This window comes from Pseudomonas sp. LBUM1652 (genome assembly GCF_059716105.1).
Window position 1 is genome coordinate 2,548,343 of record NZ_CP166804.1, and the last position, 23,395, is coordinate 2,571,737.

22 protein-coding genes and 1 pseudogene are annotated in these 23,395 nt (G+C 59.9%); 10 read left to right on the forward strand and 13 right to left on the reverse strand.

From position 1 onward, the window contains the following. Positions 1–66 precede the first annotated feature (66 nt). Both ACA069_RS11640 and sodC read right to left on the reverse strand, forming a co-directional pair. Positions 67–381, reverse strand: a complete 315-nt coding sequence (locus ACA069_RS11640) for a DUF2388 domain-containing protein (RefSeq protein WP_187677095.1) — start codon at positions 379–381, stop codon at positions 67–69. Positions 382–520: 139 nt separating this feature from the next. Continuing rightward, the gene (gene sodC, locus ACA069_RS11645) at positions 521–1,042 is read right to left on the reverse strand and encodes a superoxide dismutase [Cu-Zn] SodC (protein ID WP_401269255.1); all 522 of its coding nucleotides are present in this window, start codon (positions 1,040–1,042) and stop codon (positions 521–523) included. 247 nt (positions 1,043–1,289) lie between these two features. On the opposite strand from sodC, the pseudogene ACA069_RS11650 reads away from it, so the two are divergent. Both ACA069_RS11650 and ACA069_RS11655 read left to right on the forward strand, forming a co-directional pair. Then, positions 1,290–2,045: pseudogene (locus tag ACA069_RS11650) on the forward strand (MCP four helix bundle domain-containing protein); the annotation flags it as partial. 132 nt (positions 2,046–2,177) lie between these two features. Further along, positions 2,178–2,903 carry a methyl-accepting chemotaxis protein gene (locus ACA069_RS11655; protein WP_401269288.1) on the forward strand — a complete coding sequence of 242 codons (726 nt, stop codon included), beginning with the start codon at positions 2,178–2,180 and terminating at the stop codon, positions 2,901–2,903. 166 nt (positions 2,904–3,069) lie between these two features. Here the strand turns inward: ACA069_RS11655 and ACA069_RS11660 are convergent, their stop codons facing one another. Next, positions 3,070–3,501 carry a nuclear transport factor 2 family protein gene (locus ACA069_RS11660; RefSeq protein WP_497617627.1) on the reverse strand — a complete coding sequence of 144 codons (432 nt, stop codon included), beginning with the start codon at positions 3,499–3,501 and terminating at the stop codon, positions 3,070–3,072. Positions 3,502–4,035: 534 nt separating this feature from the next. Between ACA069_RS11660 and mqo the strand changes: the two genes are divergently transcribed. Beyond that, positions 4,036–5,682 (forward strand): malate dehydrogenase (quinone), encoded by a 1,647-nt coding sequence (gene mqo / locus ACA069_RS11665; protein ID WP_123529021.1) that lies wholly within the window; start codon positions 4,036–4,038, stop codon positions 5,680–5,682. A gap of 78 nt (positions 5,683–5,760) precedes the next feature. Here the strand turns inward: mqo and ACA069_RS11670 are convergent, their stop codons facing one another. Further along, positions 5,761–6,189 carry a nuclear transport factor 2 family protein gene (locus tag ACA069_RS11670; protein WP_401269265.1) on the reverse strand — a complete coding sequence of 143 codons (429 nt, stop codon included), beginning with the start codon at positions 6,187–6,189 and terminating at the stop codon, positions 5,761–5,763. A 172-nt stretch (positions 6,190–6,361) separates the two neighbouring features. Between ACA069_RS11670 and ACA069_RS11675 the strand changes: the two genes are divergently transcribed. Together ACA069_RS11675 and ACA069_RS11680 are read left to right on the forward strand one after the other, a co-directional pair. Further along, positions 6,362–6,529 carry a hypothetical protein gene (locus tag ACA069_RS11675; protein WP_187677100.1) on the forward strand — a complete coding sequence of 56 codons (168 nt, stop codon included), beginning with the start codon at positions 6,362–6,364 and terminating at the stop codon, positions 6,527–6,529. Positions 6,530–6,616: 87 nt separating this feature from the next. Next, complete coding sequence (locus tag ACA069_RS11680; protein WP_497617630.1) at positions 6,617–7,033, forward strand: NUDIX hydrolase; 417 nt, start codon at positions 6,617–6,619, stop codon at positions 7,031–7,033. 17 nt (positions 7,034–7,050) lie between these two features. On the opposite strand, the gene ACA069_RS11685 is transcribed toward ACA069_RS11680, so the two are convergent. From ACA069_RS11685 to ACA069_RS11725, 9 genes are all read right to left on the reverse strand, one after another. Further along, a complete protein-coding gene (locus tag ACA069_RS11685; RefSeq protein WP_497617632.1) occupies positions 7,051–7,236 on the reverse strand; it encodes a hypothetical protein in 186 nt (61 codons plus the stop codon). A 149-nt stretch (positions 7,237–7,385) separates the two neighbouring features. Then, entirely contained in the window at positions 7,386–8,774 is a 1,389-nt protein-coding gene (locus tag ACA069_RS11690; protein ID WP_497617634.1) for an amidohydrolase family protein, read from the reverse strand. Between the two features lie 13 nt (positions 8,775–8,787). Then, positions 8,788–10,155 carry a nucleobase:cation symporter-2 family protein gene (locus ACA069_RS11695; RefSeq protein ID WP_497617636.1) on the reverse strand — a complete coding sequence of 456 codons (1,368 nt, stop codon included), beginning with the start codon at positions 10,153–10,155 and terminating at the stop codon, positions 8,788–8,790. A 348-nt stretch (positions 10,156–10,503) separates the two neighbouring features. After that, entirely contained in the window at positions 10,504–11,547 is a 1,044-nt protein-coding gene (locus ACA069_RS11700) for a CobW family GTP-binding protein (protein ID WP_497617638.1), read from the reverse strand. A 74-nt stretch (positions 11,548–11,621) separates the two neighbouring features. After that, positions 11,622–12,251, reverse strand: coding sequence for a UbiX family flavin prenyltransferase (locus ACA069_RS11705; protein ID WP_497617639.1), 630 nt, complete (start codon positions 12,249–12,251; stop codon positions 11,622–11,624). Further along, positions 12,248–13,633, reverse strand: coding sequence for a UbiD family decarboxylase (locus tag ACA069_RS11710; RefSeq protein WP_401269283.1), 1,386 nt, complete (start codon positions 13,631–13,633; stop codon positions 12,248–12,250). The genes ACA069_RS11705 and ACA069_RS11710 overlap by 4 nt, the downstream gene beginning before the upstream one ends. A gap of 118 nt (positions 13,634–13,751) precedes the next feature. Beyond that, a complete protein-coding gene (locus tag ACA069_RS11715) occupies positions 13,752–14,657 on the reverse strand; it encodes an amidohydrolase family protein (RefSeq protein ID WP_034152486.1) in 906 nt (301 codons plus the stop codon). 4 nt (positions 14,658–14,661) lie between these two features. Next, positions 14,662–15,591 carry an amidohydrolase family protein gene (locus tag ACA069_RS11720; RefSeq protein WP_123535936.1) on the reverse strand — a complete coding sequence of 310 codons (930 nt, stop codon included), beginning with the start codon at positions 15,589–15,591 and terminating at the stop codon, positions 14,662–14,664. Between the two features lie 332 nt (positions 15,592–15,923). After that, positions 15,924–16,814 carry a LysR substrate-binding domain-containing protein gene (locus tag ACA069_RS11725; RefSeq protein ID WP_187681328.1) on the reverse strand — a complete coding sequence of 297 codons (891 nt, stop codon included), beginning with the start codon at positions 16,812–16,814 and terminating at the stop codon, positions 15,924–15,926. A gap of 118 nt (positions 16,815–16,932) precedes the next feature. Here ACA069_RS11725 and ACA069_RS11730 point away from each other — a divergent pair, with 118 nt between their 5' ends. From ACA069_RS11730 to ACA069_RS11750, 5 genes are all read left to right on the forward strand, one after another. Further along, entirely contained in the window at positions 16,933–17,397 is a 465-nt protein-coding gene (locus tag ACA069_RS11730) for a (2Fe-2S)-binding protein (protein WP_497617642.1), read from the forward strand. Then, positions 17,397–19,610, forward strand: a complete 2,214-nt coding sequence (locus tag ACA069_RS11735; RefSeq protein ID WP_497617644.1) for a xanthine dehydrogenase family protein molybdopterin-binding subunit — start codon at positions 17,397–17,399, stop codon at positions 19,608–19,610. Before ACA069_RS11730 ends, ACA069_RS11735 begins: the two co-directional genes overlap by 1 nt. 6 nt (positions 19,611–19,616) lie before the next feature. Then, a complete protein-coding gene (locus tag ACA069_RS11740; protein ID WP_187681325.1) occupies positions 19,617–20,498 on the forward strand; it encodes a LysR substrate-binding domain-containing protein in 882 nt (293 codons plus the stop codon). 178 nt (positions 20,499–20,676) lie between these two features. Beyond that, positions 20,677–22,170, forward strand: coding sequence for a helix-turn-helix transcriptional regulator (locus ACA069_RS11745; protein WP_401270931.1), 1,494 nt, complete (start codon positions 20,677–20,679; stop codon positions 22,168–22,170). Positions 22,171–22,307: 137 nt separating this feature from the next. Next, positions 22,308–22,565, forward strand: a complete 258-nt coding sequence (locus ACA069_RS11750) for a DUF1652 domain-containing protein (RefSeq protein ID WP_187681323.1) — start codon at positions 22,308–22,310, stop codon at positions 22,563–22,565. Positions 22,566–23,395: the final 830 nt, after the last annotated feature.

Below are 23,395 nucleotides of genomic sequence, written 5' to 3' on the forward strand. Positions count from 1 at the left end.
AGGCCGTCGGACCGTTTTGCCTATGCGCCGTCAGTTGCCGTCCATCGGCCGCCGCATCCTTGGCAATTACTGATTCAGGCCTTCGTAATGCACCAGAATCGCGTTGGCCAGGTCTTCATCGCTGGCATCGATGCCGGGATTGTCCTGACGAACCTGTTGCAGCACTGACTCAAGATAAACCCCACGAATGGCCCCGCCGCTGGCGACAAATGCAGACAAGTCGTCACGGGCTGGAATCACCATTTTGTGATCCTTGAAGGTCGAGTACAGCGACGCGGAGACACCTGCCGAGGTGGCGACATCGCCCGCATCAACACGGGCCAGCGCTGAACCGACTGGCAGGCATAAGAGTAAAGAAGAAACGAGCACTAACTTGCGCATGACGGTATTCCTCCACAAGCGCGAAGCAAAAAGGGAAGTACTACATAACGTCAGAGGGGCGCAGCGGGTGGTAGTTCCGTAGAGGTTTATGAGAGAGACGCGGGCAACGCCGTGTGGGTTGCCCGGTTGCATGGTGGAGTCAGATTACCCCGCAGGCCATGCGGTCGCCGCCACCGCCCAGGGGCTTGGGCATGTCGGAATGGTTATCGCCGCCGGCATGAATCATCAATGCATGCCCTTTGACTTCGGAGATTTTTTTCAGGCGTGGGGCCAGCACGGGATAGTTGGCGATACCGTCAGCGGTTACGTAAACCGCCGGCAAATCACCCAAGTGGCCGTCAGCGTAAGGGCCCAGATGTTTACCGGTTTTTTGCGGATCAAAGTGTCCGCCGGCTGCCAGTGCGGCGCCTTTAACGCCATCCTTCACACCGGCCTCGCAACTGCCGTTCTCATGGACATGAAAGCCATGCACGCCGGCGGGCAGGGATTTCAGGTCGGGGGTGAACAGCAGGCCATAAGGCGTCTCACTGATAGTGATAGCCCCGATTGCCTGTGGTGCGCCATCGGCGCTGACCAGGTTGATCGCAACTTTTTCGGTCGCCGCCTGGGCCGTGCCGAGGGCGAAGGTACCGAGTAAACCCAACCATAGTGCGCGTTTCATAAGCGTTTCCTTTTGCTGCACGAGTGTTCAGAAGGATCGATTCAATAGCTCTTGAGAGTTAACGGGCGATGAAGGCTGGATCCGACTGCCTTGCAAAATGAGACTCATCGCACAATCCGAAAGTTTTGCCCGGGTTGCCGCCCCGCCCAGACACTCGTTGACACGCTCTGACACGGCAGACCGGCACAAATGGGCTTAACTCAAGGTCTTGCAAGGCTTTTCGAGCGTTCCCTGGGAGGATTTCACGGTGTCGATAAAATTGCGTTTAGTGTTGCTGGTTGTTACCAGCCTGCTGACGGCGTTGATCGTAAGTCTGGTCAGTTATGTCGGCAATCTGCGGATGGCCTCGGCGGTCAGCGACAACGTGGTCAGCATGAGTGCGCTGCGCAACCACATGGAAGCCGACATGATGCACGACGCCCTGCGCGCCGATGTTTACTCGGCAATGCTGGTGGGGTTGGGCAAAAGTACCGGCACGGCGGCCGAAGTTCGCGATTCGATCAACGAGCACGCCGGGCATTTCCATGAGGTACTTGATGAAAACCTCAAGTTGCCGATCAACCCGACTTTGCGCACGGCGCTGGAGCAGATCAAGCCGAGCCTCGAAACGTATATCAACGCAGCCGAGCGGATTGTCGGGCTGGCGCTGGACAACCCTGATGCGGCGCAGCAGCAACTTGGCACGTTCAACACCGCGTTCAGTCAACTCGAAGAGCAGATGGCGGCTCTAAGCGAACAGATCGAAACCAATACCCGACAGACCAGTGAAGGTACCGAATCGGCGATTCGAAGTGCAAATCTCGCCCTCGCGGTGGTGCTGATCGCCAGTGTGTTATTGCTGCTGGCACAGGGACGCTGGGTGATGCTGAGCATTTTGGGGCCGCTGCGGTCGGCCAGCCGGATTGCCGAGAGTATCGCCCACGGCAACCTCAGTGAACCGATTGCCGAGCCGTCCGGTAAGGACGAGGCCAGCGTATTGATTCGCACCCTGGCGACCATGCAAAGGGATTTGCGCAACATGATCGACGTGGTGCGGCGCAATGCCCATGGCGTCAGCGGCATGAGCGAACAATTGAGCCACGGCTGCCATCAGGTCGCCGACAGCAGCCAGCAGCAAAGTGTCGCCGCCGGGACCATGGCCGCAGCGGCCAGCCAGATGACCGCGAGCATCGAGGAAATCACCCGTCACGCCCAGCGCGCGTTGGGCATGGCCAATCAGGCTGAATCATTGGCGAAGAATGGCGGGCAGGTTATTCATCAAGTAGTCAACGACATGGACGATATCGCCCGCTCGGCGCAGCAGTCGGCGCAGGTGATCCGCACGCTGGATCAGGAATCCGAAGCCATCTTCAACATCATTCAGGTGATCAAGAGCATCGCCGACCAGACCAACCTGCTGGCGCTCAACGCCGCGATTGAAGCGGCCCGGGCGGGCGAGCAGGGCAGGGGGTTTGCGGTGGTGGCGGATGAAGTTCGCAGTCTGGCAGCGCGGACCAGTGCGTCCACCCAGGAAATCGCCGCGATGGTCGCGCGCATCCAGCACAGCACCCGCGAGGCGGTCAGCAGCATGGAGGCGGGTGTGGCGCAGGTCGACAAGGGCATGGCAGTGACGGCCGATGTCGAGCGAGCAATTCGCGAGATCCTCGAGGCGACGTTGAGCACCACGCAACTGGTCAACGACATTACCCGCACCATTGGCGAGCAGAGCCAGGCCAGTAACGAGATTGCCCATCAGGTGGAAATGATTGCGGGGATGTCCGAGGGCAATAGCCGGGTGATCGGCCAGACGGCGAATACGACAGATGAGCTGTCGAGCCTGGCGGGGCAGTTGGCGCAGTCGGTGGATCGGTTTCGGTTGTGACAGTGGGGTTGGGCAATTGTATTTTTGGTGGCTGATCTGCCTTCATCGCGAGCAGGCTCACTCCCACAGTGGGCGGTGCAGTTGCCTGAGTTGCGTTAACACCGCCCAACCCCCTGTAAGAGTGAGCCTGCTCGCGATTGATTAATCTGAAGGAGATTTAGTCCAATCAGAACTTGAACGCCTGCCGCCCCACCAGCAACCACTTGCCGTCCTGCTTCTGCCAGATCTGGAAGTTCTCGATCTCGGTCGGCACCACTTCAGTCCCCTTCAACGCCTGCGCGGAAAAGTGGTGACGTACCAGCGCTGTGTCGCCGGACAGGGTGATGGTCTGTTTTTGCATCTTGAGGGTCTTGAACGCGCTTTTGCCGGTTTCGATGTCGGCGATGAATTCTTTCTTGTCCTGAATCTTGCCGCTGGAATGGCCGTAGGTCAGGTTACTGGCCGTCAGAGCGTTCAACTCGGCGATGTCTTTGTGCAGCATCGCCTGGGTCAGATGATCGACCGCTTGGGCGACATCTTTTTCCGCCGGTGCGGCAGCAGCCATGGCATATCCGCTGAAGGCGCAGAGAAAACCGATCAGGAGTCTGGTCTTGGTCATGAGGTGTTTCCTTGTTGTTATCGGGTTGATGACTGATCAATTGTTTTGAATTTGTCAGTCATCGTACAACTTAGCAGATTCTTTATGGATACGGCAGCTGCCGCACGCACTGAATCGCCAGGGTATCTATACTGAAAAAGGTCGACGGCTGCGGGCACAGCCTTCGCCGGTTCATGTTCAGCGCCGGTTGGCCGATAACGCCCAGAGCGGAAAAAGACTCTCAAGTCGGGAACAGACGCGCGGGTTTGCCCTGACGTGATATTCTTCGCGCCAACTTGGTTTGACCTTATTCAGTTTGCTTGCCTTTAGGGCGGGCCGACGGAATCCCTGTCGCTCAAGTAGCTGAGCCAATAATGATAAGAAGTCAGTTCAGAAGGGACATTAACTGGGGTCGATGCAGCATGTCGGCCTTGTGTGCCCACCCGTCAAAATTGAAGTGTGCCGGAATCTGCGACGCCAGCCTGAGCGTCATCAAAGCGGATCGCATACAGATAAAAGCGGCGGGCGGAAGGCGTTTTATCATAGGTGCAACAGATGTTTAAAAAAGTGAACACGGCCTTGCTAGGGCTGGCTTTGTCGATGGGGCTGACGTCCGTTCATGCGGCAGAGGCCAAGAAAGTTGACGTACTGCTGATCGGCGGCGGCATCATGAGCACCACCCTGGGTGTGTGGATCAATGAGCTGGAGCCAAGCTGGTCGATGGAAATGGTCGAGCGCCTTGATGGCGTCGCCCTGGAAAGCTCCAACGGCTGGAACAACGCCGGTACCGGTCACTCGGCTCTGGCTGAGCTGAACTACACCCCGGAAGACGACAAAGGCAACGTCACGATCCCGAAAGCCGTCGAGATCAACGAAGCGTTCCAGGTGTCCCGTCAATTCTGGGCCTGGCAGGTTCAGCAAGGCGTTCTGAAGAACCCTCGCTCGTTCATCAACACCACTCCGCACATGAGCTTCGTGTGGGGCGATGACAACATCAAGTTCCTGAAAAAGCGCTACGAAGCCCTGCAAGCGAGCCCGCTGTTCGCCGGCATGCAGTACTCCGAAGACCCGGCTGTGATCAAGAAGTGGGTTCCGCTGATGATGGAAGGGCGTGACCCGAACCAGAAAATCGCGGCCACCTGGAGCCCGCTGGGCACCGACATGAACTTCGGCGAAATCACCCGCCAGTTCGCCGGTTACCTGCAGACCAAGCCTAACTTTGACTTGAAACTGTCCAGCGAAGTCCAGGACATCACCAAGAACGAAGATGGTACCTGGCGCGTCAGCTACAAAAACCTGAAAGACGGTACCAAAACCGAAACCGACGCCAAGTTCGTGTTCATCGGCGCTGGCGGCGGCGCTCTGCACCTGCTGCAGAAGTCGGGCATTCCTGAAGCCAAGGAATACGCTGGCTTCCCGGTTGGCGGCTCGTTCCTGGTGACCGATAACCCGGCCATCGCCGAACAGCACCTGGCCAAGGCTTACGGTAAAGCCTCGGTTGGCGCTCCTCCTATGTCCGTTCCGCACCTGGACACCCGTGTTCTGGACGGCAAGCGCGTCATCCTGTTTGGCCCATTCGCGACCTTCAGCACCAAGTTCCTGAAAGAAGGCTCGTACCTGGACCTGCTGACCAGCACCACCACCCACAACATCTGGCCTATGACCAAGGTCGGCATCAAGGAATACCCGCTGGTCGAGTACCTTGCTGGCCAACTGATGCTGTCGGATGAAGACCGTCTGAACGCGCTGAAGGAATACTTCCCGAACGCCAAAGCTGAAGACTGGCGCCTGTGGCAAGCCGGCCAACGCGTGCAAATCATCAAGCGTGATGAAGCCGCTGGCGGCGTGTTGAAACTGGGCACCGAAATCGTTGCTGCACAAGACGGCTCCATCGCCGGTCTGCTGGGCGCCTCGCCAGGCGCATCGACCGCTGCACCGATCATGCTGAGCGTGTTGCAGAAAGTCTTCAAAGACAAAGTGGCAACGCCAGAATGGCAAGCCAAGCTGCACCAGATCGTTCCAAGCTACGGCACCCAGCTGAACAGCGATCCAGCCAAAGTGGCTGCCGAGTGGGCTTACACCGCCAAAATCCTCGAACTGCCGACTCCACCCGTGATCGGTCAGGCTGCTGCTCCGGCTGCACCTGCAGCTGAAAAAGCTGAAGCTCCGAAGGAAAACGCTGCACGTGACATGGCTCTGTAACTAGACGCCTGACACACAAAGCCCACTGAACCGGCGACGGTCAGTGGGCTTTTTTGTGTCTGTACCGTGGGCGGACGTTCAGGCTTTGGCGGTAGCCAGATAAGCCCCAAGCCGTCGCCCCATCTCTTCACCCAGCGCCTGCAATCCGCTTAACGGGCGCACCATTACTTCGAACTCGACAATCTTGCCGTGCTCATCGAAGCGAATCATGTCGATGCCCTTGAGCTCCTTAGAGCCGACTTTGGCGCTGAACTCCAGAATCACATTTAACCCGTCAGCCGTGGACAGTTCCCGGTGATATTCAAAATCCTCAAACACCTTGAACACCGTGTTGAGGATCATCGCCACCACCTGCGCGCCGGGATAGGGCGTGTGCGCCATCGGTGAGCGAAACACGGCGTTGGCATCAAGCAGCGTGGGCAGGGCGCTCAAGTCGCCGGTACGGATCATCTCGTGCCAGCGATTCAGGGATTCGGCAGCACTGGGTTGCAGATTCAGGTCAGTCATTTGCACCTCTGGGTTTTTATTGTTCTTCGACTCTAGATCAAAGCGCTGGCAGGGCAAGCTTGTTGTCGCTGCCTGAATACCACCCTATGACAGCTCCTACAGATCAGATCCCATCTGATACGCTTTTTTCGTTTCAATCTGCCTCTGTAATCGGTTCAGATGCAGGATCAAAATGCCCCGGCAGTTCGGTCACTCGCGACAGTCCTTCATCCCGAAGCGTCCAGTGCACCGCAAGCTCAGCATTGAGGAGAGCAACATGAACAAGATGGCGTTTTTTCTGGGTGGCTTTTTGGTACTGACCATCATGATTGGCCTGCTCGCGACGATTTCTCCGGTCTGAGGTGTGCGCTTCAAATGACGGCCACAGGTGTGCCGCGCAAATCGTGTTTAAATGCCGCGCCTCACACCTGTAAATGGATTTCAGCCCATGGCCGAACCTCGTATCCGCGCCCTAGCTCTCTGTGTTTTTCACCACAACGGAAAAATTCTGGTTAACCAGTTTCGTGACCCGGCGAGCCGGCAAACCTGTTTCCGACCTATTGGGGGCGGAATCGATTTCGGCGAGACCAGCGCCGAAGCGATCGTGCGCGAAGTGCAGGAAGAGTTGGGCCTGTCCATGACGAACCTGCGCCTGCTCGGCACCCTCGAAAACCTGTTCATCTACAACGGCAAACCGGGACACGAAATTGTCCAGGTCTACGATGCGATGTTTGCCGACGCCAGCGTGTACGCGCATACGCAGATTGAGGGTCATGAAAGCGACGGCGCTCCCTTCACCGTGCGCTGGCATGTGGTGCCGAAGGGATTGGGCGAACTGCTGAAGAGCGCCGGATTGCTGGATTGATAACGGACTCACGCCCCTTATTTGCCCTGGCGGCGCTCGACGCCGTCAGGGTTGCCGATATCCAGCAACCTCCTTTCCGCCAGTACATTCTCCAACGCCTGACGTTCGACTGGCTTCATTTGGTGCTCGCGCTTTTTCAGCTCCAGCAGGATCGGGCTGGACCAGGTGCGGTAGGTCTGTTCGATGTTGCGGCGGTACGTCATCAGTCTCTCCTTGATCAAGAGCCCGGTGTGGCTGGCAGGGGCTCTGTCCGATGAGGAAGTAACGTTAGTCGAGAATCCCTGAAGTCGCGAATCCACCGGTTTTGTGTAGGAGCAGCCTTCGGCAGCTCCTACACGGTTTGGCGGTGGGATCAATCTTCGACCTTCATCATCGCCTGCACACCTTCCCACGCCTCGGCGCGCATGCGTTCGATATCCAGCCCCGGAATCACGCCGTTATCCACGACCACACGGCCGCCGACCAGACTGTATTTCACTGTGATCGGTTCGCCCGCCACGACCGGTGCGACGGCGCTGTCGTGGAAACCGTAGAAGCGTGGGTGATCGAGACTGTAGATCACCAGATCCGCTGCCTGGCCGATTTCCAGCGTGCCGACCGCGCCCAAACCCAACACCTGCGCGCCGCCTGCCGTACCCCAATGGATGACGTCTTCTGCCGTGGTCGCCGAAGCGCCTTGTTCGGCGCGGTGGATCAGCCACGCGGTGTTGGCTTCGCCGACCATGCTTCCGGATTCGTTGGAGGCCACGCCGTCGACGCCCAAGGAGATCGGCACGCCCGCCTCATACATTTGCGGTATGGGCGCGACGCCGCTACCCAGGCGCGCATTGCTCACCGGGCAGTGGGAAATGCCGGTGCCGGTTTGCGCGAGCATGCGGATTTCGCCGGGTTGCAGATGCACGGCGTGAGCGAACCAGACGTCGGGGCCAAGCCATTCGTGTTCGGCGACGAATTCCACCGGCAGGCAGTTGTATTTTTCGCGGCAGAAGTTCACGTAGTTTTGCGTCTCGGACAAGTGCGTGTGCAGACGCAGACCGAGGCCGCGAGCGGTGTGGGCCAGTTCACGCAGCAGGGTGGGCGGCAGCGAGAAGGTCGGCGTGGTCGGCGCCACCACGACACGTCGCATCGCATCCGGTGTGTCCTGGTGATACAGCGATTTCAGCCGTTCGATGTCGCCGACCATTTGCTCCAGACTTTCCGGTTGCAGGGCAGTTTTCGAGAAGCCCGGATGAGCGCTGGCGGACTCCAGTGCGCCGCCACGGCACAGGACGAAACGCAAGCCGAATTCATCGGCCAGATCGAACAGCAAATCGCCGGTCTCGGTGCTGCCGTGGGCGTGGTAGAGGTAGTGGTGATCGGCGCAGGTGGTGACGCCGGACAACAGTAACTCGACCATGCCCAGCCGCGCGGCGATTCGTGCCAATTGTGGCGTGAAGCGGTTGAGGCGCGGGTAGGGCACGCTGGCGAGCCAGCCTTGCAGATCCTGATTCAAGCCTTCGGGAACGGCTTTGAGCAGGTTCTGAAACAGGTGATGGTGGGTGTTGATCCAGCCCGGATAGACCACGCAGTGGCGCGCGTCGATCACCCGTTCGCCGGTATATGGCTCAAGGTTGGCGGCCATTTCAGCGATCCGGCCATTGACCACGCGGATGTCCACGGCGCCTGCACGGGCACGCGGGCCGCGCAGGCCGGTCATGACCGCGACCGGGTTTTTGATCAGGATGTTTTGCAATTGAGTCATGGCAGGCTCCAGTTCAGAGGATGTGCGAGGCGGACTTGCTGGCGGTGGAGTCGGGCACGCTGACGCCATTGAGCGCAGCATTGAGCAGCACCGACACCAGGCAGGCGATGACCACGCTGCTGTGCAGGAACGGCTGTGACCACTCGGGTAATTGTTTGAACAGGGTGGGTGCGAGCACCGGCACCAGCGCGGCGGCGAGGGTGAAACCGACGATCAGCACGTTGTAGCGATTGCGCTCGTAGTCGACTTTGGCGAGGGTCTGAATCCCCGCCGCCGCGACCACGCCGAACATGGCTATGCCGGCGCCGCCGAGGGCTGCGGTCGGCATCGAGGCGATGATCGCCCCGGCCTTCGGCACCAAAGCAATCGAGCACATGAGCAAGCCGCTGACCGCGACCACCCAACGGCTGCGCACGCCAGTCAAAATCACCAGGCCGACGTTTTCCATGAAGGCAATAAACGGGAACGCAGCAAACATCCCGGCGATGGTGCTGGCCAGACCGTTGGCGCGCAGGCCGTTGACCACCTGCTTGTCTTCCACGGGTTTTTCGACGATGTCGCCGATGGCCACGAACAGCCCCATCGACTCGACCATTTGCACGATCATCACCACCACCATGGTTGCGATGGGAATCAGGCTGAAGGTGGGCAAACCGAAGTAGAACGGATAGGGCACGGTCAGCCACGGCGCTTCTTCGACGCTGTGAAAACTGCCCATGCCCAGGCCATACGCCAGACCTGCACCGGCCAGCATGCCCAACAGCACCGCCATATTGCGCAGCATCGGGCTGCCGTAACGGTTAACCAGCAGAATGGTCAGCAACACCACCACCGCCACACCGAGAAACGCCGGTGCACCGAAGTTGCTCGTATTGCGCCCGCCGCCGACCCATTCATAGGCAATCGGGAACAGCTGCAAACCGATCACGGTGACGATGCACCCGGTCACTACTGGCGGGAAAAACCGCCGCAATCGACCCACGAACGGCGCCATCAACATGGTGAAAACACCCGCGCCGATCACTGCCCCGCAGACGCCGGCAAACCCCACCTCCGGGTTGCTGCCGATGGCGATCACCGGGCCGACGCTGCTGAACGCCACGCCTTGCAGAATCGGCAGACGCACGCCGAACTTCCAGAACCCGACGGTTTGCAACAGGGTGGCGATGCCGGAACAGAACAGCGTGGTGCTGATCAGCGCCACCGTTTCGGCATGGGACATTTTCAAGGCACTGGCGACAATCAACGGCACGGCGATGGCGCCGATGTACGAGACGGCCATGTGTTGCAGGCCGAGGGTGAGCATCTGTCGTACCGGGAGAATGCGGTCGACGGGATGTACGGTGGATGCGGTTTGCGATGGGGATGTGGCTGACGACATGGGGAAACACCTCTGGCTGTTTTTATGCGGTAGAGAGGGGTATTCGTCTGATGCTTGCGAACCTGGGAACACTGAAGATCGGTTGTTGGAATGAGCGCTTGGAGTGAAGGGGAGCCTGTGGCGAGGGGATTTATCCCCGATCGGCTGCGAAGCAGTCGCAAATGCTGTGCATGCGGTTTGTCTGATCAACCGCGAGTTCAGGTTTTGGGGGTGCTTCGCACCCCATCGGGGATAAATCCCCTCGCCACAAGTAACCTCATCACAGGGTTCATTCCATAGATTTACAGTGCCTGATCGGCATCAGTCATTCGTGCCCGGAACCGCCATCCACCGGCTCCGATGCCTTGTTCAGCCTGCCAGGCAGGCGGCAAAGCCCTGGTTCAGCGCCGCGCGGTCCAGGTCGCGGCCGATGAACACGATCTTGCTCGAGCGCGGCTCCGTGCCCCACGGGGTCGAAGCCCTGAACTCCACCAGGCTGTGTACGCCTTGCAGCACGTAGCGTTGGTCTTCATTGGCCACCGCCAGCACGCCTTTCATGCGGTAGAGGTTGTCGGCCTGCGAAGAGCGCAGTTCACTGATCCAGCGGTGGAAGGCCATCAGATTGACCGCGCCGTCCACGGCGATGCCGACCGAGGACACGCTTGGGTCGTGTTGGTGGTCCGCTTCTTCGTGGTGATGTTCGTGGTCATGGTGGTCGTGCTCATCAGTGCCGATTTCCATCAGCTTCTGTGTGGCTTCGAAGGCGCCGATACCGAGGATTTTCGACAGGTCGATTTGCGCATGGGTGGAGGTCACAAGATCCGCCGTGGCGTTCAATCCACGGATTTTGCCGCGCAGGGTTTCCACCTCTTCAGGGCTGACCAGATCGACCTTGTTGATGACGATGCGGTCGGCGCAAACGATCTGGTCCACGGCCTGATTGTCGACGCCGTCCAGTTGCAGATCTTCCAGATGCTGGGCGATGTGCTTGGCGTCGACCATGGTCACGATGGCGTCGAGTTCGACTTCATCGGCAATCGGGTCGTTGATGAAAAAGCTCTGTGCCACCGGGTACGGATCGGCGAGGCCGCTGGTCTCGATCAGGATGTGATCGAGCCGCACCGGGCGCGCCACCAGTTCACGGACGATGCGTACCAGGTCCTCGCGAACCTCGGCGGTGCAGCACACGCAACCGTTGACCATCTCGTAGATTTCTTCGGTTTCCGAGCTCAGCACTAGATCACCGTCGATGCCGACTTCGCCGAATTCGTTTTCGATCACGGCGATTTTGCGGCCGTGGTTTTCCTTGAGGATGTAGTTGAGCAGGGTGGTTTTGCCAGCACCGAGGAATCCGGTGAGGATGGTGACGGGGATTTTGGTGTTCGGGGTTGGGGCGTTGAAGGGGGTGTTCATCTAAAGCTCCTTACCTGTGTTTTTGTCGGAGTGCGATCAACTGTGGGAGCGAGCCTGCTCGCGAATGCGGTGTGTCATTGAGCGGTGATGCCGACTGACCCACCGCTTTCGCGAGCAGGCTCGCTCCCACAGGGTTCGGGGTTTTCGCGCCAGCGGGTGGCAGTACCGGCATCGAGCCCGAACAGGTCGAGCACCCGGCCGAGGCTGTGGTCGACCAATTGCGCGAGATTTTCCGGGCGGGCGTAGAAGGCCGGCACCGGCGGGGCGATGATTCCGCCCATTTCGGTGACGGCGGTCATGTTGCGCAGGTGGGCCAGGGTCAGCGGGGTTTCGCGGGCCATCAGCACCAGCGTGCGGCGTTCCTTGAGGGTGACGTCGGCAGCGCGGCCGATCAGGCCCGACGAGGTACCGGTGGCGATCTCCGCCAACGTGCGCATCGAGCACGGCGCAACCACCATGCCCAGGCAGCGGAACGAACCGCTGGCGATCCCGGCGGCGACGTCATCGGCGCGGTGGTAGTGGCTGGCCAGGGCGGTGACGTCAGCGAGTTTGTAGTCGGTTTCGTGGGCCATGGTCAGCAGCGCGGCACGGCTGATGATCAGGTGGCTTTCGATGTCGAGTTCGGCGAGCAATTGCAGAAGACGCACGCCGTAGATGAAGCCGGACGCGCCGCTGATGCCGACCACCATCCGCTGACGGTTCATGACTGCAGCCCTTTGATCAGTTGCCGGGCGCGTTGGAGCACGTCCTGATCGAGTTGCGCCTTGATCCCGTCAAAACCCGAGCCGCGTGTGGCGTCCAGACCCATGCGTGACGTGGTGCCGTTCGCCGAAGACGACGGATCGAGCGGACTGCCGGGCAAGCCGTCGATGGTGAAAATATCCAGGTGCGGCTGGAAGTGCGTGGCCAGCGCCCACAGCACTTGGCTGTCATCGCTGATGTCGATATCGCTGTCCACCGCGATCACGGTTTTCAGGTACGGGTCCCAGCCGAGCAAGGCCAGCATGATCTGCCGCGCCTCGCCGTCACGGCTCTGATCCAGCGCCACATAGCAATGGAAATGCGTGCCGGAGTTCGGGTAATGCACGGCAGTGACGGCGGGGAAACGCGCCTTGAGCTTTTCGCTCATTTCCGCTTCACGGGGCAGTCGCGCCAGCGTCAGATGTTCGGCGTAGCGGCCACCCATCACGTCGACCAGCCAGGCGTCCTTGCGCCGCAGCAGGGTATCGACACGCAGCACATTGTTGGTCGAGCGATCCGAGGAGTAACCGCTGAACTCTCCGAACGGGCCTTCCTCGGCGTAAGCCGTCGGATCAATCGCGCCTTCGAGCACGAATTCGGCATACGCCGGTACACCGATGCCGTAGCGTGGCGTCTTGACCAGCTCCAGCGGCGCGCCGAACAAGCCGCCCGCCACCGCGCGTTCATCGCTGCCGTAGGGTAAACGTGCAGCAGCGGCGAGCATGAACAATGGGTGCGCGCCGACCACCATGGCCACCCGCAACTCTTCACCGCGCTCGCGGGCGGTTTGCAGCATCCGCCACAGGTGTCCGCGTGAATGCAGGCTGGTGGCGAGGGCCTGACGGGCATGGCGCATCGAGCGGTGATAGCTCATGTTGGCGATGCCGGTGACGGGGTCTTCGGCAATGATGATTGCGTTGGTGATGTACGGGCCGCGATCGCTGTCGAAGTGCTTGAGCATCGGCAGCAGCGCCAGATCCAGCGTTTCACCTTCGAACACTTCATCCAGCACCGGGCCGCTTTCCACGAAACGTGGCGGGATTGGCTGGTTGGCACGGGTCTGGAAGGTTTCGTGCAGCTGCGCCGGTGTGACGCCAAACATTCGGGCAATGCGGGTGCGGGAGGCGAACAGATTGGTCGCCACCGGCACGCCGAGACCGCCGACGTTTTCGCAGATCAGCAGCGGATCGCGGCCCTGTCCGGCAAGGGCGTCGACCAGGGCGGTGACGTCCTGATCGGCAGAAAGCGCTTGGGTGATAGTCAGCACATCGTCCGGGTATTCACGGCGATAGGCATCGATGAACGCGTGAAAGTCCTGAGAGTCGCCGAGCGTCGAACGGGTCATGGTTTCACCTCGTAAAAAGCAGGCACGCAGGGGTGAGTTGGCAATCAATCGACAAGCCGTTGGCCTGCCGGTCGAACGAACGCCGGATCATCTTCGTGCCTGTAAAGTCGCTGTGTGCCTACAGATAAGTCGTGGTCAGGCGAATATCTGCCTCAACCAGATCCTTCGGCGGTGGCGTCGGTTCGATCCCGCACAACCGGGCGATGTTGTTGCCCAGGTAGTCTTCCAGATGATCCTCATCAATCCCCAACCCCTGCGGCGCCGGCGAGCACAGCACCTCCAGTTCACGCAGCCACATGCCCGGTTCGTTCGGCGGTGAATCGGTGCCGAAGACGATCTTGTTGCGCGGCAGTTCCTTGGCGAATTCGACGATCCGCGACTGGAAGCACCAACCGGATTCGCAGTACACGTTCGGCGTGTCCATGGCCATCCAGAACGCTTCGAACGAGTAGTTGCCACCAGTCTGGATACCGAAGTGGCCGATGATGAAATTGACCATCGGGAACTCGCGGATGATCGGGTAGAACATGGTCGGAATCGTGTACGGGCCGTCGCCGGTGTGGATCAGCACGACGATGTTGTACTTGGCGCAGACTTTCATTGCCGGACGCAACCAGTCCAAGGCCCGATCCGGGCGATAGCCGTGCATGTTGGCGTGCAGTTTGAGCATCTTGAAACCGTATTCCTTGATGTGGAATTCCAGCTCCGCCGCCCCGTTTTCCGGCCCCCAGCGCGGGTTGAAGTTGAAGTTGCCGATGAAGCGATCCGGGTACTTCATGCAGAGCTCGGCGATGTACGACATGTAATCGCGCACGCCCTCACGCCCCCGGCGGTTGCCGTCGCGATAACCGGTATTGCCCGGTGGCGGCTGGATGAAACCCATGTCGATACGGCGCGGCTTGCCGTTGATCATGTACGGGCCGTCCATCAGCTTGAGCATGCGTTCGCCGGTGAACGGTTCGCCGGTGTGGCGCCAGGCCTCGTCGACCAGATTGGTGGGGTGCAGATGGGTATCGATAATCATCGCTTCAGCTCCTGGCCAGTTGGGTGGTGACGGGGCGCTTGAGCTGCGCCTCTGCTTCAGAAACGGAACGCGGTGGCGGGGTTGGCTCTAGGCCGATCATCCGCGCGGTGTTGTTGCCCAGGTACTCTTCGAGGGTGTCCTCGTCGAGGTTCAGGCCTTGCGGCGGTTCGTGGCACAGCACTTCGAGCAGACGCAGCCACATGCCCGGTTCGTTCGGCGGGGTGTCGGTGCCGAACAGAATCTTGTGCGTTGGCAAGACCTTGGCGAATTCGACGATTCGCGATTGCAGGCACCAGCCGGATTCGCAGTAAACGTTGGGCAGCTCCATTGCCCATTGCATCGGTTCGAACACGTAGACGCCGCCGGTCTGCACGCCGAAGTGGGCCATGATGAAATCGACGTTGGGGAATTCCTTGATCATCGGCACCCATTCGGACGGGATGCTGTAAGGGCCGTCGCCGGTGTGCAGCTTGACCGGGATGCCCAGCTCGGCGCACTTCTCGAAGCAAGGACGCACCCAGTCCAGTGCGCGATCAGGCCGGTAGGCGTGCATGTTGGCCTGCATCTGGACCATCTTGAAACCGTGTTCCTTGACGTAGCGCTCGATCGCCTCGACGCCGTTCTGCACTCCGCAGCGCGGGTTGTAGACGAAGCAACCGATGAAACGGTCGGGGTAGGTCTGGACCATTTTCAGGGTGTAGGCCATGTAGGCGTCGATGGATTCGCGGCCCGAGAGTTCGCCGTCGGTCCAGGTGTAAATCGTGTTGCCCTGCGGCGGCTGAATGAAGGCTTTGTCGATGCGGCGAGGTTTGCCGTTGACCATGTACGGGCCATCCATCATCTCCAGCAGACGCTCGCCGGTGAACGGGTCACCGTCATGCCTCCAGGCGAGGTCCACCAGATCGGTGGGATAGCAGCTGATATCGATGATCATTGAAGTCGATCTCCTGATAGCGGGGAAGGGAGCCTTGCGGCTCTCGGCATCCACGTCCCGGGTAATCGGCCATTTCTATGCGCTGGACACGCGCATTCCCTCGCCTGTTTGCATCCGGCCCGGGTGGGTGGCTGCTGGGGGCGAGTATTGGAAAGGGGGGAGCGTTTCGTACAATATTAATTGGGCGCGGTGGTGATACTTGGGCGATATGGTTTTGGTTTTTGTGGTGATTGTGCCGAACCCTTCGCGAGCAGGCTCGCTCCCACAGGGGGATTGCATTCCAACTGGAGAAATGCGGTCAAACTGTGGGAGCGAGCCTGCTCGCGAAAGCGTCAGTGGTGTGTATGCAAAGCCAACTGCTTGATCACTTCAACCACCGGCCCAACCCGCTCAGCTTGCCCATGCGGCCACACCGCATACAGGTTGTAATGCGCCGCAATCTGCGCCTCGTTCAACGCCACTAACCGCCCATTGCGCAATGCATCGGCAGCCAATAATCCCCGCACCAGTCCGGCACCCACACCCGCCTCGGCGGCGGCAATCAGATTGGCCGCATTATCAAACACCACCCGCGCCGGGGGTTCTACCGGAGGCATCCCGGCCGCATCCAGCCACGGAATCCATGAGCGCCGCGTATACCCCAACAACGGCAATTCCAGCACCTGCGCCGGACTCAATGGCAACTGCAACCCATAGCGCTCCAGCAGCTCGGGAGAGGCCACCGCCAACACCCGATCGCCACAGATCTGGGTCATTTCACAGTCGTCCCAATCGCCATAGCCATAACGCAGCGCCAGATCGACCCGCTCGAACGTGCTGCGATCACTGCGCGGCATCGACAGCAGCGTCACCTCGTAATCCGGCAAGCCATCGAGCAGTTGTGGCAAACGCGGATTGAGCCAGCTCTGCGCCAGTTCACTGTCGACATCCAGCGTCAGACGTTGCGCCACGCTGCGATTTTTCACCGAGGACAGTGCCCGATCAATCTGCGCCAGACCATCCGACAGCACGCTGGCAAACAATTGCCCGGCATCGGTGAGATTGCTGCCGCCACCTTCACGCACGAACAACGGCTGGCCGATGAAATCTTCCAGCGCGCGGATCTGCTGGCTGATAGCGCTATGAGTCAGGTCGAGCTTGCGCGCAGCGCTGGAGAAACTGCCGCTACGCGCTGCGTGGATAAACGCGCTCATGGACTGCACCGACGGGTATCGCTTGTACATGTTGTTAGTCCTGCTTACACCGGTTGGCAGAAATCGTCGCTGGCCGCGTTTTGCCAAGGGTTCCAATAATCGGTCACCAGGCCCGCACAAAGACGGGCCGCTCTTTTGGAGCCTGACAATGATTGCATTCACGGTTAACGGCGAACGACGCGAGCTGGATGAGGCGTCCCCCTCCATGCCCTTGTTATGGGTACTGCGTGATCAACTGAAACTCACCGGCACCAAGTTCGGTTGCGGCATGGGCCTTTGCGGTGCCTGCACCGTGCATCTGGACGGTGTCGCGGTACGTTCCTGCCAAATGCCAGTGGCCGCCGTCGCGGGCCACAGCATCACCACCATCGAAGGTTTGTCGCCAACAGAAAACCATCCGCTGCAACTGGCCTGGATCGCCGAAGATGTGCCGCAATGCGGCTACTGTCAATCGGGGCAGATCATGTCCGCGGCCGCGCTGCTCAACACCGGCGCGGCGGTGACTGACGATTCGATCCGCAACGCCATGTCCGGGAATATCTGCCGCTGCGGCACTTACGGGCGGATCAACAAAGCGATCAAACGCGCGGCGAATGCGCCGAAGGAGGCGTGATGAGCCTCATCGACGATCGCGGTATCGAACTGCCGCGCCGGGTATTTCTCAAGCAAGCCGTCACCGTGGCTTCAGGTTTGGCGATTGCCCTGTATCTGCCGTCCGGCATCGCCGCCACTGATCCGAAAGCACCAGCCCCTGCCCGCGAATTCGAACCCAATGCCTGGGTGCGTGTACTCCCTGACGGCACGGTGAAACTGGTGGTGCACAAGCACGATTCCGGCACCGGCACGCAAACGGCGCTGGCCGCGTGCGTGGCCGAGGAACTGGACGTCAACCCGATGACCGTGCAGGTGATCACCCCGGAGGATCCGTTTTTCGAAACCTACATTCACCCGGTCTGGAAGGTGTTCTCGACCGGCGGCAGTACCAGTGTGTCGCTGGAATACGACCGTTTGCGCATGGCCGGTGCCACGGCGCGGGCGTTGTTGATCGCGGCGGCGGCCAAACAGTGGAAAGTCAGCCCCGACAGTTGCGCCACCGAAGAAGGCCGGGTCGTCCATCCATCGAGCCAACGCAGCCTCGGTTACGGCGAACTGGTTGGCGTGGCGGCGCATCTGCCGGCGCCGGCCAACGTCAAACTGAAGGATCCGGCGCAATTCAAGTACATCGGCAAACTGCGGCATAAACGTGATGCCGCAGCCAAGGTCTGCGGACGCTTCAAATACAGCATCGACGTGCAATTGCCGGGGATGCTGGTGGCGGTGATTCAACGCGCCCCGGTGGTTGGATCGAAGGTGATCAGCGTGGATTCGGTGGCCGCTTTGCAGGTGCCGGGTGTGCGCAAGGTGATCGCTATTCCGGGGCGGCCCGATGTGCTCGGCGGCAATCTGGAAGGCGTCGCCGTGCTGGCGGAAACGTTCTGGGCGGCTCAGCAGGGGCGCAATGTGCTGGAGATCAAATGGAGTGATTCGCCACTGGCCGGGTTCGACAGTGCAGAACTGTTCAAGGTACAAGCGGCGGCCATTTCTGATCCGAAAGCACAAACCGTCAAAGCCATGACCCACGGCGATGTCAGCGGACAATGGGCGGGCGCTGCGAAGCTGATCGAAGCCGATTACACCATGCCTTACAAGGTGCAAAACCCGCTGGAACCGATCTGCATCACCGCGCTGGTCGAGGATAAGGCGATTACTTACTGGGGCGGCGTGCAGGTGCCGTCCTCAGCGCTGGAAGCGGCGAAAACCGTGTGCGGTATCGACAAGGCTAATGTCACCATCAACGAGCTCGTATCCGGTGGCAGCTTCGGTGCACGGGAGGCCAAATACTGGTTGTTTGAAGTGGCGTATCTGGCGCAGCAAACCGGTGTGCCAGTGAAGTTGCTCAACAGCCGCGAAGATGAAATGCACGCGCTGTTCTATCACCCGGCCACGCTGCATCGGGTCAAAGGCGCGCTCGACGCCCAGGGCAAACTCACTGCGCTGCAACTGCACGCGGTGTCGCCCGCCTCGCCGGAGCAGTGGGAACCGGGTTACTTTGAGCGCCCGGATCACATGGATTACAGCACCACCGAAGCAATCACCGCATGGGACTTCGCCTATCGTGCGCCGCATCTGGATTTGAACTGGGTCAAGCACGAAAGCGGCGTGCCCAGTGGCTGGTATCGCTCGGTGAGTTTCATTCCCAACGTGTTCGCCGTGGAGGGCTTCATGGACGAACTGGCCCATGCGGCGGGTGCCGATCCGCTCGCATTCCGCCTGGCCAATATGCAGGAGCGGCCACGCCATGTGGCGGTGCTCAAGCAAGCTGCCGAGCGCGCCGGATGGGGCCAACCGCTGCCTCCGGGCACGGCGCTGGGGCTCGCCACCAATCAGGGTTACACCAGTTTTATCGCGGTGGTGGCGAGGGTTGCCACGGTCGATGGCAAGGCCAAAGTCGAGAAGCTCACCTGCGTGGTCGATTGCGGTCTGGCAGTGTCGCCGGGCGGCGTCGAGGAGCAGATCTATGGTGGGCTGATGTGGGGTTTGGGCCATGCGTTGTTCGACCGGCTCGATATCAAACAGGGCAGCGTGGTGCAGAGCAATTTCCACGACTACCGTGTCACGCGCATGTCGGACATGCCGGCCACTGACATCGTCGTGCTGGACGGTGAACCGAGCAAACCCGGCGGGGTCGGTGAGCTGGGCAGTCCGTCGGTGGTGCCAGCCATCGCCAACGCGTTGTTCGCGCTGACCGGTGTGCGTCAGCGCTCGACGCCGTTGAGCCTGGGGTAAGCCGCCATGGACCTGCGTCTACTGCGCTATTTCATGGCTTTGGCTGATGAGTTGCACTTCGGGCGTGCCGCCGAACGCCTGCATATCTGCCAGCCGCCGCTGAGCCAGCAGATTCGCTTGCTGGAGGAGGAACTGGGCACGCCGCTGTTCGAGCGCAGTCATCATCGGGTCGAGCTGACAGCGGCGGGGCAGATGCTCAAGGAGCAGGCGCCGCTGGTCTTCGAACAGCTTGAGCGGGCGCTGGATCTGACCCGCCAGACCGGGCGTGGGCAACTCGGCGAACTGGAAATCGGCATGATCAGTTCAGTGATGGTCGGTGTGCTGCCCAAAGCCCTGCACCTGTTCCGCGAGCGTTATCCGCAGGTCATCTGGCGCTTGCACGAGATGACCCCGGCGGCGCAGGTCAAGGCGTTGAAGGAGAAACGCATCGATGCCTGTGTATTTCGCGTCGGCTATGACGATCCGTTGTTGCGCAATGAATTGCTGATCTACGAACCGATTCATGTGGTCATGCCGGCAGATCATCCGTTGGCCAGCCTAGAGGTGCTGGCCCCGGCGGATCTGGCGCAGGAACCTTTTGTGGCGCTGGAGTTGAAGCAGTCGCGGTTTGCCCACTTCCTTTATCAGTGCTGCATTCAGGCCGGGTTCACCCCGCAGATTCGCCAGCAGGTGATCGAAGTGCAGACCTTGCTCAGTCTGGTGCGCGCGGGATTCGGCGTGGCGCTATTACCCGCCTCGATCGAGCAGTTGGCGCCGGCGGGGCTGGTGTTTCGGCGGCTGACCCCGGCGCTGCCGGAAGTGCCGCTGTACGCTACCTATCGCGCTGATGATGCTTCGCCGGTGCTCAAGTTGTTTCTCGATACGCTGCGTGAACTGGTCGAGCAGTGACCCCCTGTAGGAGCTGCCGAAGGCTGCGATCTGTTGATCTTGATCTTAAAAAACAGGATCAAAAGATCGCAGCCTTCGGCAGCTCCTACAGGGATGTGGGTTGTGTGAGATCGAGGCGCACGATCGCGCACGGCTGCGGTCGTAACCTTCACATGGCCGTATCACTTGTGGAGATCCAATGAGCCAGGAAGTCCTGACCCGCGAAACCAATCGTCGCCAGTTGCAGCAGATCATCGCCGGGCTGTCGGATGGTGTGATTCTGCTTGAGCTGGATCAGAGCATTCTCTGGGCCAACGAAGCGGCGCTGGCCATGCACGGCGTCAGCCGTATCGGTGAGCTGGGCGCTAACGCCGACGAATACGCCAAGCGTTTCAGCCTGCGGTATCGCAACAATCACATGGTGCCACCGGAGAACTATCCGATCAGCCGAGTGGCGCGCTGCGAAGCCTTCAGCGACGTGCTGATCGAGGTGTTCGCCGTGGATGACCCGGAGCGTGTCTGGGTCCACAGCGTGCGCAGCATGGTGCTGACCGATCGCGAGGGTCAGCCCGAGTCGCTGGTGCTGATCATGAGCGACGTCACCGATTGGGCCAACGCCGAACACCGCTTTGAAAAGACTTTCAATGCCAACCCCGCACCGGCAGTGATCTGCCGTCTTAGCGACTTGCGCTACATCAAGGTCAATCCGGGGTTTCTGGAAATGACCGGTTATACCCGCGATCAGGTGATCGGTACGTCGGCGTATGAAATCGACATTCTTGAACAGGCCGAACAAAAGGATTTGGCCATTCAGCGTCTGCGTGATGTGGCGACGATTCCTCAGATGCAGGCCGAATTGCGCCTGCCCGATGGCGGCAGCAAACAAGTGATCGTCGCCGGGCAACCGCTGTTGCTTAACGATGAGCAGTGCATGCTGTTTTCCTTCGTCGACATGGAGTTGCGGCACAAGGCTGAGGTGGCGCTGCGTCAAAGCGAAGAGCGATTTGCCAAGGCGTTCCGCCTGACCCCGGTACCGATTGTGGTTTGTAGCGCCGATGAGCAGCGGGTACTCGACGTCAATCAGGCGTTCCTCGATACGCTGGCCTATGACAGCGACGACGTGCTGGGCAAAACCGTGACGCAGCTGGAGTTTATCGACGACAGCGGGGCGCGTGCACGGTTGCTGACGGCGCTGGAAAAGAACGGTCGGATTGATCGGGTCGACGTGCGGGTGCGCAAGCGGGATGCCGATCTGCTGGAGTGCGCGGTGTCTGCCGACACGGTCAATATTCAGGATATGCCGTGCTATCTGCTGGTGCTGATGGACATCACCGAGCGCAAGCGTACCGAGCTTGAGCTGGTCGCGGCGATTGAAGAGGTGATGAAAGACGCTTCGTGGTTCAGTCGCACGTTGATCGAGAAACTGGCCAATGTGAAGAGGGTCAACTCGCCACAATTGCCGAGTATGTCGTTCACAGATTTGACGGCGCGTGAGCGCGATGTGCTGGGCTTGATCTGCGAAGGGCTGGCGGATAAGGAGATTGCGGCGCGGTTGAAACTGGCGCCGAACACCGTGCGCAATCATGTGGCAACGGTGTATTCCAAGCTGGATGTGCACAGCCGCAGCGAGGCGATTGTCTGGGCGCGGGAGCGGGGTTTGTTTTCCGGCGGGGGGAACAAGGGACAGCGATAAGGTGCAAATGCACTAGTTCAATCGGTGCAAATTAGTGTGTTGGTGTTAAGGGGCTGTTCTTAGTCTGTTGGGGTGCGATACGAGTCTTTTCTGGCTTGGGATCGTGTCCCTTCGAAATGGCTTAAGGAACAGTTTCAATGATGAATCTTGCGCAGTTGCGTGCGCGGCTGGAGCAGAGTTTTTCGCCGCTTGCCTGTGATTGTTCCGTGGATGGGGATCATTCGCTGACGGTGAAGCTCTATCATCCGGTGTCAGGGCAGGTGGATCTGGTGATCAGTGGGCTGAAGCTCAAAGCATTGCGTACGCCGGAGTCGGTGGACGCGTTGATTGAGGAGTTGCGGTATGAGTTGGAGAGCAATTCTTTGCGCGCATCGACTGACACTGATTTGGCTTAGATCTCTGTGGGAGCTGGCTTGCCAGCGATGTCATCGGTTTGGGCGGTGGGGTTTTTGCTGATTGAGTAGATATCCGGTTTGAGTACATATCCGTTGCTGCGGTAACGGCTGCTTAGGGTTTCGCCCTTACGGCGACTCACTTTTTTACAAGCGCCTAAAAAAGTAAGCAAAAAACGCTTTGCCCTGACGTTCGGCCCTCGCTGTGGCTCGGGTTCCCTCGCTGCGGGATTGATCCGGGGGCATCGCCTCCGGTTTGCTTCGCTGCACCTCCTCTCGATGTGTTCGACTTCGTCGAACGGTCGCTGCGCTCCCACCCCCGGATCAATCCCTCCACTCAGCCTGCCGACGGGCCTTTTAGATCAAGAGCCGTACTCGAGCTTGCGCTCATTGTGTTGAGTGGGGCGGCATGCGCCGCGTGCGGGGTGTTCTTATTTCCTTGTGGGAGCGGGCTTGCTCGCGAAGGCGGTTGCCTGGTAATCATCGCCTGAGTCCCAACGCAAAATCGACAGCCATAACACCCCGATACGTCCGGTTTACTGGCGCTTGCAAGCGTCTCGTCTATAAAGAATGAGTGGTCAGGTCTTGCGTGGCCGGTTCGGTCGCGCAAGTTGGTCTCCCATTTATCGCGGGTCGTCCTATGAACAATCTTGGGAAACGCGTGTTGCCGTTGGCTTTTCTTGCAGTTTTATTGGCCGGTTGTGCCAGTCCACCACCACCTCCACCCGTAACGCCACCTCCGCCGCCGGAGCGTACCTGCCAGGTCATCGAGAATACCGAGGTGGCCGGCGACGCTTATGTGGATGAGCAGGTGACTCGACACATCACCACCA